At 71.2% G+C, this 16,946-nt stretch carries 11 protein-coding genes; 1 reads left to right on the top strand and 10 read right to left on the bottom strand.

Annotated elements, in window-relative coordinates:
- Positions 1-163: 163 nt before the first annotated feature.
- Complete coding sequence (locus tag ACWCQS_RS29925) at positions 164-2,038, bottom strand: AMP-dependent synthetase/ligase (RefSeq protein ID WP_451007327.1); 1,875 nt, start codon at positions 2,036-2,038, stop codon at positions 164-166.
- Between the two features lie 271 nt (positions 2,039-2,309).
- Positions 2,310-4,184 (bottom strand): translation elongation factor 4, encoded by a 1,875-nt coding sequence (gene lepA, locus ACWCQS_RS29920; protein ID WP_451007326.1) that lies wholly within the window; start codon positions 4,182-4,184, stop codon positions 2,310-2,312.
- A 226-nt stretch (positions 4,185-4,410) separates the two neighbouring features.
- On the opposite strand from lepA, the gene rpsT reads away from it, so the two are divergent.
- Positions 4,411-4,677 carry a 30S ribosomal protein S20 gene (gene rpsT, locus ACWCQS_RS29915; RefSeq protein ID WP_067006864.1) on the top strand — a complete coding sequence of 89 codons (267 nt, stop codon included), beginning with the start codon at positions 4,411-4,413 and terminating at the stop codon, positions 4,675-4,677.
- An 808-nt stretch (positions 4,678-5,485) separates the two neighbouring features.
- Here rpsT and holA read toward each other — a convergent pair.
- From holA to leuS, 8 genes are all read right to left on the bottom strand, one after another.
- Positions 5,486-6,475, bottom strand: a complete 990-nt coding sequence (gene holA, locus ACWCQS_RS29910; RefSeq protein WP_451007325.1) for a DNA polymerase III subunit delta — start codon at positions 6,473-6,475, stop codon at positions 5,486-5,488.
- Between the two features lie 87 nt (positions 6,476-6,562).
- A complete protein-coding gene (locus tag ACWCQS_RS29905) occupies positions 6,563-6,808 on the bottom strand; it encodes a hypothetical protein (RefSeq protein ID WP_451007324.1) in 246 nt (81 codons plus the stop codon).
- A gap of 117 nt (positions 6,809-6,925) precedes the next feature.
- A complete protein-coding gene (locus ACWCQS_RS29900; RefSeq protein ID WP_451007323.1) occupies positions 6,926-7,768 on the bottom strand; it encodes an arylamine N-acetyltransferase family protein in 843 nt (280 codons plus the stop codon).
- A 28-nt stretch (positions 7,769-7,796) separates the two neighbouring features.
- Positions 7,797-10,541, bottom strand: coding sequence for a ComEC/Rec2 family competence protein (locus ACWCQS_RS29895; protein WP_451007322.1), 2,745 nt, complete (start codon positions 10,539-10,541; stop codon positions 7,797-7,799).
- Positions 10,538-11,761, bottom strand: coding sequence for a helix-hairpin-helix domain-containing protein (locus ACWCQS_RS29890; protein WP_451007321.1), 1,224 nt, complete (start codon positions 11,759-11,761; stop codon positions 10,538-10,540). The genes ACWCQS_RS29895 and ACWCQS_RS29890 overlap by 4 nt, the downstream gene beginning before the upstream one ends.
- Before the next feature lie 103 nt (positions 11,762-11,864).
- Positions 11,865-12,710 (bottom strand): DegV family protein, encoded by an 846-nt coding sequence (locus ACWCQS_RS29885; RefSeq protein WP_450984516.1) that lies wholly within the window; start codon positions 12,708-12,710, stop codon positions 11,865-11,867.
- A 72-nt stretch (positions 12,711-12,782) separates the two neighbouring features.
- Positions 12,783-13,520: a hypothetical protein gene (locus tag ACWCQS_RS29880; protein ID WP_451007320.1), complete on the bottom strand. Its 738-nt coding sequence runs from the start codon at positions 13,518-13,520 to the stop codon at positions 12,783-12,785.
- Between the two features lie 141 nt (positions 13,521-13,661).
- Positions 13,662-16,541 carry a leucine--tRNA ligase gene (leuS, locus tag ACWCQS_RS29875; protein WP_451007319.1) on the bottom strand — a complete coding sequence of 960 codons (2,880 nt, stop codon included), beginning with the start codon at positions 16,539-16,541 and terminating at the stop codon, positions 13,662-13,664.
- Positions 16,542-16,946: the final 405 nt, after the last annotated feature.

Genomic DNA, 16,946 nt, shown 5'->3' with positions numbered 1-16,946 from the left:
ACAGACCGGGGGCGGCTATAAGCGCTGAGTCACCGAAGTGGGCAGAAGACGGCCACTTTCGAACGCCCGCGAGCGCAACTTACCCAGGGGCGCGGGGAACCGCGCGCGACCACGGACAACCCGCAGCCGCCGGCAGTCCCCCGGCCGCCCCTGTGGGACCGACCTACTTCTCCCTGGTCCCGGCGTACATCTCCTCGATGAGGTGCTTGTACTCCCGCTCGACAACGGGCCGCTTCAGCTTGAGGCTCGGCGTGATCTCCCCGTGCTCCACGTCGAGATCCCGCGGCAGCAGCCGGAACTTCTTGATCGTCTGCCACTTCTGCAGCCCGGCGTTGAGCTGCTGCACATAGCCGTCGACCATCTCCACGGTCTGCGGCGCGGCCACCACATCGGCGTACGGCCTGCCGTCCAGCCCGTTCTCCTTCGCCCAGGCCGTGATGGCGATCTCGTCCAGGGCGATCAGGGCGGTGCAGTAGTTCCGGTCGGCGCCGTGCACCAGGATGTTGGAGACGTACGGGCACACCGCCTTGAACTGGCCCTCGACCTCGGCCGGGGCGACGTACTTGCCGCCGGAGGTCTTGATGAGGTCCTTCTTGCGGTCGGTGATGCGCAGATAGCCGTCGGGTGAGAGCTCGCCGATGTCACCGGTGTGGAACCAGCCGTCGGACTCCAGCACCTCTGCGGTCTTCTCGGGCAGCCCGTGGTAGCCCTCCATGATGCCGGGGCCGCGCAGCAGGATCTCGCCGTCGTCGGCGATGCGCACCTCCGTGCCGGGCAGCGGCTTGCCGACCGTGCCGGTGCGGTAGGCCTCGCCCGGGTTGACGAAGGAGGCCGCGGAGGACTCGGTGAGGCCGTAGCCCTCCAGGATGTGGATGCCGGCACCGGCGAAGAAGTAGCCGATCTCGGGCGCGAGCGCGGAGGCGCCGGAGACACAGGCGCGCAGCCGGCCGCCGAAGGCGTCGCGGAGCTTGGCGTAGACGAGGGTGTCGGCGACCTTGTGCTTGGCGGCGAGGCCGAAGGGCACGGCGTGGGTGCCGGTGCGCCGGAAGTTGTCCTGGCTGACCTTGGCGTACTCGCGGGCGACCTCGGCGGCCCACTGGAAGATCTTGTATTTGGCCGGGCCGCCCTCGCGGGCCTTGGCGGCGACGCCGTTGTAGACCTTCTCGAAGATGCGCGGCACGGCCGCCATGTACGTCGGCTGCACCACCGGAAGATTCTCGATGATCTTGTCGACGCGGCCGTCGACGGCGGTGACGTGCCCGACCTCGATCTGCCCGGAGGTGAGCACCTTGCCGAAGACGTGCGCGAGCGGCAGCCACAGGTACTGCACGTCCTCGCCGCTGATCAGGCCGGTCGCGGCGATCGCCTTCGCCATGTACGCCCAGTTGTCGTGCGGGAGCCTGACTCCCTTGGGGCGGCCGGTGGTGCCGGAGGTGTAGATGAGGGTGGCGAGCTGGTCCCGGGTGATCGCGCCGACCCGCTCCTTGATCAGCTCCGGGTGCTGGTCCAGGTAGGCGGCGCCGCGCCGCTCCAGCTCGGCGAGGGTGATGACCCAGTCGTCCGTCTCGACGCCGGCCGCGTCGATGACGACGACCTTGGTCAGGTCGGGCAGTTCGGCGCGCTTCTCGACCGCCTTGGCGACCTGGGCCGCGTCCTCGGCGATCAGCACCCGGCTCTCGGAGTCGGAGAGGATGAAGGCCGACTCGTCGGCGTTGGTCTGCGGGTAGACCGTGGTCGTGGCGCCGCCGGCACACAGGATGCCGAGGTCGGCGAGGATCCACTCGACCCGGGTGGAGGAGGCGAGCGCCACCCGCTGCTCGGGCTGCACGCCCAGCTCGATGAGGCCGGCCGCGATCGCGAACACCCGCTCGGCCGCCTGCGCCCAGCTGAGCGACTTCCAGTCGTCGGGGCCCTGTCCGGACGCGGCGGCCACCGGGTAGCGGTAGGCCTCGGCGTCCGGTGTGGCCGCCACGCGCTCCAGGAAGAGGGCCGCCACGGACGGCGGACGGTTCTCGATCAGGGTCTGTGTGTCGCTCACGACATCCTCCGGGCCCGCGACGGTGCGGCTGTACTCGGTGCGGCTGGGTTAACTCACGGTGGGGGTTCGAGCTGTTGTATCGCTGTTGTTTAACTCGCGAGTAACTATCGAGCAGGGATCAGAGTAAGGCGCGACCGGCCGCTGCGTAAGGGGCATCGGCCTGTCACTTTCCACGGAGAGCGACGCTACGCACGCGTAGGGGCCCACCACGCTTTCGCATGACAGGCCCCTGTGTGTCCGGTTTACGGACGCAGCCCGAGGTTACCGATGGTTACTTCTTGCTCTTGGCCGAACTCGCGCTGTCATCGCTGGACAGGACGGCGATGAAGGCTTCCTGCGGAACCTCCACGGAACCCACCATCTTCATCCGCTTCTTGCCTTCCTTCTGCTTCTCCAGCAGCTTGCGCTTACGGGAGATGTCACCGCCGTAGCACTTGGCGAGGACGTCCTTGCGGATGGCGCGGATGGTCTCGCGGGCGATGACCCGGGAGCCGATGGCGGCCTGCACCGGCACCTCGAAGTTCTGCCGCGGGATCAGCTCCTTGAGCTTGACGACGAGCCGCACGCCGTACGCGTACGCCTGGTCCTTGTGCGTGATCGCCGAGAAGGCGTCGACCTTGTCGCCGTGCAGCAGGATGTCGACCTTGACCAGGGAGCTGCTCTGCTCGCCCGTGGGCTCGTAGTCGAGCGAGGCGTAACCGCGCGTCTTGGACTTCAGCTGGTCGAAGAAGTCGAAGACGATCTCCGCGAGCGGAAGGGTGTAGCGGATCTCGACACGGTCCTCGGAGAGGTAGTCCATGCCGAGCAGGGTGCCGCGCCGGGTCTGGCACAGCTCCATGATCGCGCCGATGAACTCGGTCGGCGCGAGGATCGTCGCCCGTACGACCGGTTCGAAGACCTCGTCGATCTTGCCCTCGGGGAACTCGCTCGGGTTGGTGACCGTGACCTCGCTGCCGTCCTCCATGATCACGCGGTAGACCACGTTGGGGGCGGTGGCGATCAGGTCGAGACCGAACTCGCGCTCCAGCCGCTCCCGGATCACATCCAGGTGCAGCAGGCCGAGGAAGCCGACGCGGAAGCCGAAGCCGAGGGCGGCGGAGGTCTCCGGCTCGTAGACCAGGGCGGCGTCGTTGAGCTGCAGCTTGTCCAGGGCCTCGCGCAGCTCGGGGTAGTCGGAGCCGTCCAGCGGATACAGCCCCGAGAAGACCATCGGCTTCGGGTCCTTGTAGCCGCCGAGCGCCTCTGTCGCCCCCTTGCTCTGGCTGGTGACGGTGTCACCGACCTTGGACTGCCGGACGTCCTTCACACCGGTGATGAGATAGCCCACCTCACCGACACCGAGGCCGTCGGCCGGCAGCATCTCGGGCGAGTTGACGCCGATCTCCAGCAGCTCGTGCGTGGCGCCGGTGGACATCATCCGGATGCGCTCACGCCTGTTGAGCTGGCCGTCGATGACACGGACGTACGTCACGACACCGCGGTAGGAGTCGTAGACCGAGTCGAAGATCATCGCGCGGGCGGGCGCGTCCGCGACCCCGACGGGCGCCGGGATCTCCTTGACGACCTTGTTCAGCAGCGCGTCGACGCCGAGACCGGTCTTGGCGGAGACCTTGAGGACGTCCTCCGGGTCGCAGCCGACCAGGTTCGCGAGCTCCTCGGCGAACTTCTCCGGCTGGGCGGCCGGCAGGTCGATCTTGTTCAGTACGGGGATGATCGTGAGGTCGTTCTCCATCGCCAGGTAGAGGTTGGCGAGGGTCTGCGCCTCGATGCCCTGGGCGGCGTCGACGAGGAGGATGGTCCCCTCACAGGCGGCGAGCGACCGCGAGACCTCGTAGGTGAAGTCGACGTGCCCCGGGGTGTCGATCATGTTGAGGATGTGGGTCGTGCCCTGATCGGGGCCCTCGGTGGGGGCCCAGGGCAGACGCACCGCCTGGGACTTGATCGTGATTCCGCGCTCGCGCTCGATGTCCATCCGGTCGAGGTACTGAGCACGCATCTGCCGCTGCTCGACCACACCGGTCAGCTGGAGCATCCGGTCGGCGAGCGTGGACTTGCCGTGGTCGATGTGCGCGATGATGCAGAAATTGCGGATCAGAGCCGGGTCGGTACGGCTCGGCTCGGGCACATGGTTAGGGGTCGCGGGCACGCAGGGTCCTGTCTCTTGAGGCGCCTTATGCCTCGGGTCGGATCGATACGTAGTCTCCATGGTCCCACGCGGAGGGACCGGGCACCGTTTTGGGCCGCTCGCAGGGCCACTGGTACTGTAGATGGCTGTGCCTCATGCCCTCTCGGCGCGAGGCGCGTCAGAGAAATTTTGGATCACCGGTACGGGACCCGCGCGGCCCCGCACCAGAACCTGAAAAGGCTCCTTCGTGGCGAACATCAAGTCCCAGATCAAGCGGATCAAGACCAACGAGAAGGCTCGGCTGCGCAACAAGGCCGTCAAGTCCTCCCTGAAGACCGCGATCCGCAAGGCCCGCGAGGCCGCTGCCGCGGGTGACGTCGAGAAGGCCACCGAGCTGCAGCGCGCTGCCGCGCGTGCGCTCGACAAGGCCGTCTCGAAGGGCGTCATCCACAAGAACCAGGCCGCCAACAAGAAGTCGGCGCTTGCTTCCAAGGTCACGTCCCTCAAGGGCTGAACCTCCTTTTTGATCTGACCGCCGGAAGGACCCAGAGCGGGCCCTCTCTCATCCGCTCCCGCCCGGCACTCCCGGATTCGCACGCGGCCTGCGTTCGCCACGCGGGTGCGAGTCCACCAGCTTGATCCGAAGGCCCCGGCATCCTCCCTTCCCCAGGGTGGACACCGGGGCCTTCGGCATGAACACCCACGATTCGCCATGGCTGTTGCTCGGGGACGACTGGATGTGCCCCGGCTCGGTGCGGGGACGGCCCGAGTCGGTGCCGGGGTCGCCGGGTCGCGGCCCGCTCCGGTTTCGGGGCGGCGCCGATACCGCCGGAGCCGTCGCCCGATCCGACCCAGGTCGTCGCCCGATCATCCCGGGGGCGGCGCCGGGGGCACCCGCGGGGGCGGTGCCGGATGGCCCGGGTCGCCGTCTGATCAGCCCCAGGTCGGTGCCCCAATCCGACCCCGGGCGTCGCCCGATCCGGCCCAGGTCGTCGCCCGATCATCCCGGGGCGGCGCCGGGGGGCACCCGCGGGGGCCGTGCCGGATCGCTCAGGTCGCCGCTCGATCAGGCCCGGGTCGGCGCCGGGGGCACCGCGGGCGGTGCCGGATGGCCCGGGTCGCCGCTCGATCAGGCCCGGGTCGGCGCCGGGGGCACCGCGGGCGGTGCCGGATGGCCCGGGTCGCCGCCCGATCAGTCCCAGGTCGCCGCTCGATCAGGACCGGGTCGGCGCCGGGGTCGCCCGGATTGCCGGCGGGTCTGCCCGGGTCGGCAGTAGGTCAGCCCCAGGTCCGCGCTGGGGCGCGCCCTGGCTGGCGGCGGATCAGGCCCGGCCTCTCGATCGTGCCGCTCGGGCGATGGTCACGACCGCCTTCTCCAGGGCGTACTCGGGGTCGTCGCCCCCGCCCTTCACCCCGGCGTCGGCCTCGGCAACGGCGCGCATCGCCACCGCGACCCCGTCCGGTGTCCACCCCCGCATCTGCTGCCGCACCCGATCGATCTTCCACGGCGGCATCCCCAGCTCCCGCGCCAGATCGGCCGGCCGCCCCCCGCGCGCCGAGGACAGCTTCCCGATCGCCCGCACGCCCTGGGCCAGCGCACTGGTGATCAGCACTGGCGCCACGCCCGTCGCCAGCGACCATCTGAGCGCCTCCAGCGCCTCCGCCGTACGCCCCTCCACGGCCCGGTCGGCGACCGTGAAGCTGGAGGCCTCGGCCCGGCCGGTGTAGTACCGCCCGACGACCGCCTCGTCGATCGTCCCCTCCACGTCGGCGACCAGCTGGGAGACCGCCGAGGCCAGCTCCCGCAGATCGCTGCCGATGGCGTCGCACAGCGCCTGGCACGCCTCGGGCGTGGCCGCCCGCCCGAAGGAGCGGAACTCCCCCCGCACGAAGGCCAGCCGGTCCGCAGGCTTGGTCATCTTCGGGCAGGCCACCTCCCGCGCTCCCGCCTTGCGCGCGGCATCGAGCAGCCCCTTGCCCTTGACCCCGCCCGCGTGCAGCAGCACGAGCGTGATCTCCTCGGCGGGCGCCCCGAGATATGCCTTCACGTCCTTGACCGTGTCGGCGGACAGGTCCTGCGCATTGCGTACGACCACGACTTTCCGCTCGGCGAAGAGCGAAGGACTGGTGAGCTCGGCGAGCGTTCCGGGCTGCAACTGGTCCGGGGTGAGGTCGCGTACGTCCGTGTCGGCGTCGGCGGCCTTGGCGGCGGCCACCACCTCCTGCACGGCACGGTCGAGCAGGAGGTCCTCCTGGCCCACGGCGAGCGTCACCGGGGCGAGAGGGTCGTCATGTGCAGTCTTCCTGGCCATCACTGAAAGCATCCCACGCGGCACTGACAACGAACCGGCCCCGGCACCCTGACCGGTCCCGGAGCGGACCCGGAGTCCGCCTCGGGGTCACGGCTCCTCGCGCCAGCCGTCCCACTCCGCGGCGAACTCGTCCAGCTCCGCCGGGTCCAGCCGCTCGTCCTCGTCCCGCAGGACCACCAGCCACTGTGCGTCCTCGGCGTCGTCCTCGCCGGCCAGCGCCTCCCGGACGAGCCGAGGCTCCTCGTCCAGCCCGAACCGCTGCCCGAGCGCCTCGGCCGCCTCCTCGGCGGCATCCCGGTCGGGCAGCACCAGCACGTGTCTCACATCGCTCACGGGCCCATTCTCCGGCACCGTGCGGAGGACCTGGGACGGCCCCGTACGCCCAGGTCAGGCCTCGGGCACGGCGCACGCATCGCGGGAATCCGACACAAGCGCCGGAACCGGCCCGCATTACGAATTCGGGTTCCCGTTCCGGTTTCGCACCGTCGGCACACGGCCCAGCTCGATCCCGAACCGCTCCCGGTACGCGGTCAGCACCTCCTCGTCCGTCTCCAACCCCCGTGTCCCGCGCGTCCCGTCGCCCGCGGTCGTCTTCAGTTCCCGCCCGCTGAGCGTGACCCTCCCTCCGTCCTCGGTGACCCGTGAGCAGACGAGTGACCGGGTGAAGTGCGACAGCGGCGAGGTGCTGTGCCACCAGGCCCCGGCCGCGAAGTCCCCGAGCACACGGGGCCGCGTCTCCAGCCGGTACTGCGGCCTGCCGTCCCGTATGACGTCCAGGTCCCCGGGACCGGCCGAGCCGCCGCCGCTCACCCCGGCCGCGTCCGGCGCGGCCGCCACCACCCGGAACACGCCGCCCGGGTCCACCTGCTCCTCGCGTTCCGCGTAACTCAGCGGGTAGTGACTGTGCGCACCGAACCCGACGTCCGCGAGCCAGGTGTCCCCCTCCACCGTCCGCACCCGCAGGGCGAGATGGTCGTACGGGATGCCGAGCCGCCCCTCGTCGCCGTACACGCGTGCCGCGAGCAGTTCGACCTCGTAGCCGAGTGCGGCGAGCAATGCACCGAACGCGCCGTTCAATTCGTAGCAGAAGCCACCCCGCCCGCGTCCGATCACTTTGTCGAGCAGCCGCTCCTCCTCCAGCACGATCTCCTCGCCGAGGTGGATCGACAGGTTCTCGAAGGGGACGGTCAGCAGATGGCGCAGTTGCAGCTCGCGCAGCGCCCGGCCGGTGGGCTCCTGCGGATGCTCGGCCCCGATCCGGCGGAGATAGGCCTCGACCTGGCTTGAGTTCATGGGCCCAGTCTGGGCGAACACCCGGTCCTCAGTCTCTGGCCACCCTCAGCTCCCCACGCTTCCCTCCCGTCCCGCCGACCGCGAGTTCCCCGTCCCGGTCGGTACGCAGCACCAGCGCCCCGCCCTTCCGCAGTGCTGCCACGGTCGCCGGTGCCGGATGGCCATAGGGGTTGTCGGCGCCGCATGAAATGAGCGCCACCCGGGGAGCCGCGAGCCGTATCAGCTCCGGGTCCTGATAGGCCGAGCCATGATGGGCCACCTTCAAGACGTCCACACGGGCCAGCTCGGCCGCCGCCGGTGACCGCACCAACGCCTGTTGGGCCGGCGGTTCAAGGTCGCCCAGCAACAGCAGCCGCAGACCGCTCGAGCGCACCAGCATCGCGACGCTGGCGTCGTTCGGACCGTCCGGCTCGGGCACCGGGCCCGGCCAGGCCGGGGTCCGGGTGTCCCAGGGCGGCCGGGTGCTCGGTGGCGGCCACAGGACCCGCCAGGACAGCGCTCCGGCACGCCGTTCCTCTCCCGCTACGGCCCGTGTGACCGGGATGTGCCGCGCCGCCGCCTCCTTTCTGACGAACTCCGCCTGGTCGGCGGGCTCCTCGAAACCCGTGGTCTCGATAGCGGCCACCGAACGGCCCCGCAGCACCCCGGGCAGTCCCGCCACATGGTCGGCATGGAAGTGGGTCAGTACGAGAAGCGGGATGCGCGTGATGCCCAGCTGCCGCAGACAGCGGTCGACCAGCGCCGGATCGGGGCCGGCGTCCACGACCACCCCGGCGCCCTCGCCCGCCGCCAGTACGGTCGCGTCGCCCTGACCTACATCGCACATCGCGAACCGCCAGCCCGGGGGCGGCCAGCCCGTGATCACCCGGGTCAGTGGCGCAGGCCGGACCACCGCCAGCAGGAGCAGCACCCCGAGCAGCCCGCACCACCACGGATGCCGCGTGAGCCGTCGGCCGGCCAGGACGACGGCGACAGTGACCGCCGCGAGCAGCAGCGCTCCCGCCCAGCTCCCCGGCCAGTCCACTCCCGCGCCGGGCAGCGCCGCCCCTGTCCGGGCCACATGGGCGATCCACTCGGCGGGCCAACTCGCGCACCAGGCCAGCGCCTTGGCCGGCGCCATCGCCACCGGCGCCGTCATGAGCGCGGTGAAGCCCAGCACGGTGGCGGGTGCCACCGCCACCTCGGCCAGCAGGTTGCACGGCACCGCCACCAGGCTGACCCGCGCCGACAGCACCGCCGTGACCGGAGCGCACACCGCCTGTGCCGCCGCGGCCGCCGCCAGCGCCTCAGCGAGCCTCGGCGGCACCCGGCGCCGCCGCAGCGCCTCGCACCAGCCCGGTGCCAGGACGAGCAGCGCGCCGGTGGCCAGCACGGAGAGCAGGAAGCCGTAACTTCGGGCCAGCCATGGGTCGTAGAGCACCAACAGCAGAACCGCCGTGGCCAGTGCCGGGATCAGGGATCTGCGGCGCCCGGTGGCCAGGGCGAGCAGCGCGACCGCGCCACAGGCGGCGGCCCGCAGCACACTGGGGTCGGGCCGGCACACGACCACGAATCCCGATGTGAGCGCTCCGGCGAGCAGTGCGGTCGCCCGCAGCGAGAGCCCGAGGCGCGGAGCGAGGCCACGGCGTTCGACCAGCCGGGCCATTCCGGGCGGCCCGATGAGCAGCGCGAGCAGGACGGTGAGATTGCTGCCGGACACGGCGAGCGTGTGCGCCAGGTCCGTCTCCTTGAACACCTCGTCCAGTTCGGGCGTGATCCGTGAGGTGTCCCCGACGACCAGCCCGGGAAGGAGCGCCCGCGCGTCCCCCGGCAGAGTGTCGGTCGCCTCCCGCAGTCCGGCCCTGAGCCGTCCCGCGAGCCGTTGCGGCCCGCTGGGCCCCGCTACGATCCGCGGCCCCGGCCGGCCACGCACCCGCAGCACGGCCGCGGTCCGCTCCCCACCGGCCAGCGCGGGCGCCAGCCCCCCGCTCACCCGCACCCGCGTGGACGGCAACAACCCGAGCCAGGCCTCACGAGCACCCTGCCCACGCTGCACACCCCGCGCACCCTGGGCGCCTTGTACGCGGACAGCTGTCCCTTGCGGTGCCGGAACGTCCGCATCGATGACCAGCAGCACCGGAGTCCGCGTCCGTACGCTCGTCCCGTCGCTCCGTTCGACGCGACGCACCTCCGATTGGGCCAGTACCGCCTGGGGCGCGGCGTGGTCGCCGCGCACCCTTGGTCGGCTCAGCCAGGGGTCGCCGGTCACCTCGACCTCGGCGGTCACGGTCGCGTACCGCCGGGCCAGCTCGGGCACCGGCCCGCGCCGCAGGTCGGCCCCGTGCAGTCCGGCCGAGGCCGCCGCCGCGGCGACGCACAGCAGCACGGCGGCGATCGAAGCACGGGCCCACGCGAACCCGCCGCTCGGCCTCCCGGCCTGCCCTCTCCGCGTGACTCGCGCGCCCGCCACGGACTGTGCGGGCTGTGAGGGCCTCCGCGCCGCCAGCAGAGCGATTCCGCCCACCAGGCAGGCGAGCGTGATCCCGGCCGTCCAGGCCGCCGGGGCGTCCAGCGTCAGGGCCGCCGTGCCCCAGGCCGCGAGCGCGGGCGGCACCAGACGCAGGTCCATGGGCCCCGCCCGGTCGCCGCGAGCAGCGGTCCCGTTCTCCCCGGTGTCGCGGACCACCGCGCCGCCGGACCCCGGGTCTCCTGACCGCTCGCCTCTGCTCCGGGCGTGCGCGAATGCGCCGGTCCTCACGCGGCCCTGCGGCCCGTCGACGATCGCGCGGCTCATGGCCGCACCAGGTTCCGCAGATCGTTGAAGCGGCGGTCGCCGATGCCGTTGACCTCACGCAGTTCGTCCACCGAGCGAAAACCGCCGTGCTGGGTGCGGTAGTCGATGATGTGCTGAGCGAGGACCGGGCCGACTCCCGGCAGCGCGTCGAGCTGGTCCGCCGTGGCCGTGTTGAGGGAGACGGGCGCCGCGGGGCCCGTGCCGGCCGGTCCGGGGGCGGCCCCGGCCGACGGGCCGGGTGGAGGCACCGCCCCGGCGGGCGCGCCGACGACGACCTGTTCGCCGTCGACGAGAAAGCGGGCCCGGTTGAGGCCCTCGGTGCTCACACCCGGACGGACACCGCCGGCCGCCCGCAGCGCGTCGGCCACCCGGGAACCGGCCGGCAAGCGCTGGATCCCCGGGTGACGGACCTTGCCGCTGACATCCACGACGATCTGCCCGCCCGGCGTCGCCGAGGCGCTCGCACCCGCACCGGCCTTCGCGTCGTCTCCCTTCTTGGCGTAGGGCGTGTCCGGCTTGGCGTAAGGCGCCTCCGCACGCACCACTTGAGGAGCGCTCACGGACTCGGACCGCCCGGCCCAGAAGTGCTGTACTGCGAACACCGCGGCGGCCACGAGCACCACGGTGAGCGCCACGACTCCCCGCCGCTCCACCCCGCACCGGGCCTGCAACCACACCGGCAGCCGCTCCCGCAACGCCGGCCCGAACCGCTCCCGCCAGCCGGGGCCGACGGGTCCTGGCAAATCCAACGGGTGTACTTCAGTGGTTGGTTCGGGGTCTCGGGGTGTGCTCAGTGCCGATGTGATCGTCGGCGTGGGCGTCGTCCCGTCAGCCGGTGCGGCGTGCGGTGGCTCGGTGGGAGGAGGCGCAACCGTGGTCGTCACCGCCTTCGCCGGGCTCAGCCCGGGCGCCAGGCCCGCGACCGATGCCGTAGCAGCCTCGGCCGCCGCCCCGGTGGCCACCTCGGTCGCCATCGCGGTTGCCGGATTCGCGGCCCCCGCCCCGTCCGGCGGTCCGTTCCCCGACTCCCGCCATCGCACGGCTCGTTCACCGAAGAGGAGTTCCGCTCGGCGGCGCAGTTCCTCGGCCGGTGCCGGCGGGCGGTTGCGGGTACGGCCGCCATCGATGCCACGGCGGTGGCGGATGCGGCCGTCGGAGGTGGGGCCACGGCCGGGGCCGCTGGTCGGGGTGGCTGTGCGTGAACGTGATCGAAGTGCCATGGGACGAGGATGGGGCATCCCGTCGATTCGCGATGATCTTGGTCAATTCCCGTGGAGGACAGCCCAATTGTGGATAACTCTGCCACCCGTACGAGTGACTGGGTCAGCGGGGTGAGACCACCGCTCCGAGCAGCCCGGGTCCGGTGTGTGCGCCGATCACCGCCCCGACCTCGCTGACATGGAGGTCGGCCAGGCCCGGCACCCGTTCCCGCAGCCGGTCGGCGAGCGCGGCGGCACGGTCGGGGGCGGCGAGGTGATGCACGGCGATGTCGACCTCGGCATCGCCCGCCCGCTCGGCGGCGATCTCCTCCAGACGCGCGATGGCCTTGGACGCCGTACGGACCTTCTCGAGCAGTTCGATGCGTCCGCCGTCCAGCTGGAGCAGGGGTTTGACGGCGAGTGCGGAACCAAGCAGGGCTTGTGCGGCTCCGATGCGGCCGCCACGGCGCAGATAGTCGAGGGTGTCGACGTAGAAGTAGGCGGACGTGCCTGCGGCCCGCTTCTCGGCGGCCGTGACGGCCTCGTCCACCGTGCCGCCGGCTCCGGCCGCCTCGGCCGCGGCGAGCGCGCAGAAGCCGAGGGCCATCGCCACCATCCCGGTGTCCACCACCCGTACCGGCACCGGCGCCTCGCGGGCGGCGAGGACCGCCGCGTCGTAGGTCCCGGACAACTCGGCGGACAGATGCAGGGAGACGATGCCGCTCGCGCCGGACTCGGCGACCCTGCGGTAGGTTTCCGCGAACACCTCGGGGCTCGGGCGCGAGGTGGTGACGGGGCGCCGCTTCTGCAGCGCCTGGGCCAGGGAGCGGGTGGAGATCTCGGTGCCCTCTTCGAGTGCCTGGTCGCCGAGGACCACGGTCAGGGGCACCGCGGTGATGCCGTGACGCTCCATCGTCCGCGGCGGCAGGTAGGCCGTTGAATCGGTGACGATCGCGACATGGCGGGACATGAGCTGGAGGTTACCTGCCGTAGTGCTCGCGCGGCAGCCCGGCCCCCATGGTGCGGGTCCGGAGCGGCCAGGTCAGGTGGTGCTCTCGGGGCGCGGCTTCTTCTGCCAAGGGTGGGTGAGGCGTGGCGACGGCGGGGTGATCGCCTGGCGCGCCTGCTCCTCGTCGGGGCGTGACGGCCGCGAGCGGGCGTGCTGGGCCGCCGGGCCGTCGGGGGTGGACGCGGCGGATGTGCCGGGCCGCTGTCCTTGCGCCGGTGGGGAACCGGCCGGGGTCCAGTGGCGCAGGGCGTCGGCCTCGATGTCTATCTGGTCGCTGAGCGCGCCCAGATCGTCCTCGACGAAGCGGCGCGCCCGGTCGCGGACCGCCCAGCGCAGTGAGTCCGCGGACTTGGTGATGCGCGCGGTGCGGCTGCGCAGCTCGGGCAGCCGCGCGGCGAGTTCGGCCCGGTCCGGCTCCGACTCCAGCCGCCTGAGGTCGGCGTCCAGCTCTTGCCCGTGTGCGCTGAGCCGTTCGAAGAGGCCGAGGGACTCCTTCAGCGACTCGTCCTCGGCCGCGCCCGCGCGCAGGGCGTCCTGGGTGGCGCGCATCGAGGTGCGCAGCGCGAGCCTCAGCTGCGCGATCTCCGCGGCCGGGCCGACCTGGACGAAGGACCTGGCGCGCAGGGTGTGGTCCTCGACGGTGCGGCGGGCCTGCTCGATCGTCCGGTCCACCCCGCGCTTGGCGGCGCCGACCGCCTTGACCGTGGCGTACGCGCCCAGGCCAATGAAGAGCAGGAAGAGCAGGGCAAACACGGCGATCACTGCTTCCATGACGCTCCTCCTCCGGCCGGTGCGGCACACGCCGCTGCGCTTTCCACGGTAAACGCAGCGGGCAGGCCCGGAGTTCCGGAAAAACCCCGAACCTGCCCGTAGGGGACTACCCCGATGCCGGCCGTGGCCGGTGTCCGGTCATCACGCCGGAACGATGTTCACCAGCTTCGGCGCCCGGACGATCACCTTGCGGATGCCCGCGCCGGCCAGCGCCGCGACGACCTTGTCGTCGGCCAGCGCCACCTTCTCCAGCTCCTCCTCGGAGATGGCCGGCGGCACCTCCAGGCGGGCCTTGACCTTGCCCTTGATCTGCACGACGCAGGTCACGGTCTCGTCCACGACGTAGTCCGGGTCGGCGACCGGGAAGTCCTGGTGGACGACCGAGTCGGTGCGGCCCAGCTTGCGCCACAGCTCCTCGGCGATGTGCGGGGCCAGCGGGGCGGCCATCAGCACCAGCGGCTCGGCCACCGAACGCGGCACCGCGGTGCCGGTCTTGGTCAGGTGGTTGTTCAGCTCGGTGACCTTGGCGATGGCGGTGTTGAAGCGCAGGCCCTCCAGGTCCTGGCGGACGCCGTCGATCGCCTTGTGCAGGGCGCGCAGGGTCTCCTCGTCGGGCTCGGCGTCGGTGACGGTGACCTCACCGGTCGCCTCGTCGACGATGTTGCGCCACAGTCGCTGCAGCAGCCGGAACTGGCCGACCACCGCGCGCGTGTCCCACGGCCGGGAGACGTCCAGCGGGCCCATGGCCATCTCGTACAGGCGCAGGGTGTCGGCACCGTACTCGGCGCAGATCTCGTCCGGGGTCACCGCGTTCTTCAGGGACTTGCCCATCTTGCCCAGCAGGCGGGTGACCTTCTCGCCCTGGTAGTAGTAGGCGCCGTCGCGCTCCTCCACCTCGGCGGCCGGCACCGCGATGCCACGGCTGTCGCGGTAGACGTAGGCCTGGATCATGCCTTGGTTGAACAGCTTGTGGAACGGCTCGGCCGACGACACGTGGCCCAGGTCGTACAGCACCTTGGACCAGAAGCGCGCGTACAGCAGGTGCAGCACCGCGTGCTCGGCGCCGCCGACGTACAGGTCGACACCGCCGTGCGGCCGGCCCTCGCGCGGGCCCATCCAGTACTGCTCGATCTCGGGGTCGACCAGCTGCCGCTCGTTGTGCGGGTCCAGGTAGCGGAACTCGTACCAGCAGGAACCCGCCCAGTTGGGCATGGTGTTGGTCTCGCGGCGGTACTGCTTCGGCCCGTCGCCCAGGTCCAGGGTGACGTTGACCCACTCCTCGTTGCGCGACAGCGGGGTCTCGGGCTGGGTGTCGGCGTCGTCCGGGTCGAAGGTGCGCGGGCTGTAGTCCTCGACCTCGGGCAGCTCCAGCGGCAGCATCGACTCGGGCAGCGAGTGGGCGACGCCGTCCTCGTCGTAGACGATCGGGAAGGGCTCGCCCCAGTAGCGCTGGCGGCTGAACAGCCAGTCGCGCAGACGGAAGTTGACGGTGCCCTCGCCGATGCCCTTGTCCTGCAGCCATTCGGTGATGCGGGCCTTGGCCTCGACGACGCCCAGGCCGTCCAGGGAGACCTCGTCGCTCGCGGAGTTGACCAGCTTCGCGTCGTACGACACGAAGGCGTCGTCCCAGGTCGCCGTGTCGGTGCCGCGGCCGTCGGTCGGCTCGACCACGCAGCGGATCGGCAGCTCGAAGGCACGCGCGAAGGCGAAGTCACGGGTGTCGTGCGCCGGGACGGCCATGATCGCGCCGGTGCCGTAGCCCATCAGGACGTAGTCGGCGATGAAGACGGGGACCTGCTCGCCGTTGACCGGGTTGGTCGCGAACGCGCCGGTGAAGACGCCGGTCTTGTCCTTGGCCTCGGCCTGGCGCTCGACGTCGGACTTCGATGCGGCCTGCGCACGGTAGGCGGCGACGGCCTCGGCCGGGGTGGCGTGTCCGCCGGTCCACACCTCGTGCGTGCCCTCGGGCCAGGCCTCGGGGGTGAACTTCTCGACCAGCGGGTGCTCGGGCGCCAGCACCATGTAGGTCGCGCCGAACAGGGTGTCCTGGCGGGTGGTGAAGATCGTGATGTGCTCGCCGTCGATCGGGAAGTCGACGCGGGCGCCCTCGCTGCGGCCGATCCAGTTGCGCTGCTGCAGCTTGATGGCCTCGGGCCAGTCCAGCTCCTCCAGGTCCTCCAGCAGCCGGTCGGCGTAGGCGGTGATGCGCATGTTCCACTGGCGCAGCTTGGCCTTGAAGACCGGGTAGTTGCCGCGCTCGGAGCGGCCGTCGGCGGTGACCTCCTCGTTGGCCAGTACGGTGCCCAGGCCAGGGCACCAGTTGACCGGCGCGTCGGAGGCGTAGGCCAGGCGGTACTCGCCCAGGATGTCGGCGCGCTCGCGGGCGTTCAGCTCGCTCCACGCGCGCGTGGTGCCCGGAATCGGGCGCTCACCGGACTCGAACTGGGCGATCAGCTCGGAGATCGGGCGGGCCTTCTTCGCCTCGTCGTCGTACCACGAGTTGAAGATCTGCAGGAAGATCCACTGGGTCCACTTGTAGTAGTCCGGGTCGATCGTGGCGAAGGACCGGCGCTTGTCGTGGCCCAGGCCCAGCCGGCGCAGCTGGGTCTTCATGTTCTCGATGTTGGCCTCGGTGGACACGCGCGGGTGCGTGCCGGTCTGCACGGCGTACTGCTCGGCGGGCAGGCCGAAGGCGTCGAAGCCCAGGGTGTGCAGGACGTTGTGGCCGGTCATGCGCTGGAACCGGGCGAAGACGTCGGTGGCGATGTAGCCCAGCGGGTGGCCGACGTGCAGGCCCGCACCCGAGGGGTACGGGAACATGTCCATGATGAACTTCTTGGGCTTGGCGACCAGCTCCGGGTCGCCCGCCAGATCACCCTCGGGGTTCGGCGCCGCGTACGTGCCGTCGGCGTCCCAGAAGTCCTGCCAGCGTGCCTCGATCTCGGCCGCCATGGCGGCCGTGTAGCGGTGCGGCGCGGCCTCCGCCGACGTGGCGGCGGCAGCGGGGTTCGTCTCGCTCATGATCCTCAAAGCTCCATCGATCGTCTCTGCCTGCGGAAATGAAAAAACCCCTCGCACAGGAGGGGACGCCGCGCCGATGCCGACCTCACGGTTCTACCCGGGGTCGGTACTGATCAGCGCGGCCCGCTAAGCAGAAGGCGTACGGCACGCATGGCGCTAGGGTACCGCAGGCCTTCAGCGCGCGGCGACGGCCTTCGGCGAGCCGCGACACGCTTGAGCAAGCGGCGGCGCTCTTCCGTATCCCTTGTGGACATGCCAGAACCCCGAGGAGGGCTCACCAAGGTCAACAATTACTTCGCGCACCGTCCGCCAAGGGACATCAGCCCAGTCGCATGGTCCGCCGATAACGACGCAATAACTCAAACCCCCGTACTGATCGGTATGGCGCCACTTAGAGTTCGGCAG

It is taken from the genome of Streptomyces sp. NPDC002076 (assembly GCF_053593835.1).
The sequence above is the reverse complement of the archived record's forward strand: the minus strand, read 5'-3'. Positions and strand labels throughout refer to the sequence as shown.

Excerpts from the sequence above, each read along its gene's own strand:
- ACWCQS_RS29895 (WP_451007322.1), bottom strand. The coding sequence starts at position 10,541 with ATGAGCCGCGCGATCGTCGACGGGCCGCAGGGCCGCGTGAGGACCGGC.
- ACWCQS_RS29900 (WP_451007323.1), bottom strand. The coding sequence starts at position 7,768 with ATGAACTCAAGCCAGGTCGAGGCCTATCTCCGCCGGATCGGGGCCGAG.
- ACWCQS_RS29885 (WP_450984516.1), bottom strand. The coding sequence starts at position 12,710 with ATGTCCCGCCATGTCGCGATCGTCACCGATTCAACGGCCTACCTGCCG.
- holA (WP_451007325.1), bottom strand. The coding sequence starts at position 6,475 with ATGGCCAGGAAGACTGCACATGACGACCCTCTCGCCCCGGTGACGCTC.
- leuS (WP_451007319.1), bottom strand. The coding sequence starts at position 16,541 with ATGAGCGAGACGAACCCCGCTGCCGCCGCCACGTCGGCGGAGGCCGCG.
- ACWCQS_RS29890 (WP_451007321.1), bottom strand. The coding sequence starts at position 11,761 with ATGGCACTTCGATCACGTTCACGCACAGCCACCCCGACCAGCGGCCCC.
- ACWCQS_RS29880 (WP_451007320.1), bottom strand. The coding sequence starts at position 13,520 with ATGGAAGCAGTGATCGCCGTGTTTGCCCTGCTCTTCCTGCTCTTCATT.